Source organism: Cognatundibacterium luofuense (assembly GCF_018139685.1).
Classification (GTDB): Bacteria; Pseudomonadota; Gammaproteobacteria; order Burkholderiales; family Burkholderiaceae_D; genus Undibacterium; species Undibacterium luofuense.
In genome coordinates this window covers 1-346 of record NZ_JAGSPN010000353.1, presented here as the reverse complement: position 1 = coordinate 346, position 346 = coordinate 1, and the positions used below count along the sequence as shown (strand labels likewise).

General features: G+C 48.3%; 1 pseudogene. It reads left to right on the top strand.

Going from position 1 to position 346, the window contains the following annotated elements:
- Nucleotides 1-278: pseudogene (locus KDM89_RS20755) on the top strand (thioredoxin family protein); the annotation flags it as partial.
- Nucleotides 279-346: the final 68 nt, after the last annotated feature.

Below are 346 nucleotides of genomic sequence, written 5' to 3'. Positions count from 1 at the left end.
GCCTGGAGCTGGATAAATCCATGCATGGCCAAAGCGCAGACCTCATCGCCAAGAAATTCGTGGTAGTCAAAGTGAATGTGGGTCAGTTCGATAAAAACAAGGAACTGATCGAGACCTATGGCAATCCGACCAAAAAAGGTATTCCGGCAGCCGTCGTGTTAAAACCGGATAACACCGTCTTGTTCGCTTCTAAAGGTGGTGAATTATCAAATGCGCGCCGAATGAGTGAACAAGGCGTGTATGATTTCTTCAATCAAATCGTCACCCAGCACCAGTAATCCAGCCTGATCAGACGACACTTACAGCGTCAGAATTCACCTGACGCTGCTCCCTGATGACGTTTCGC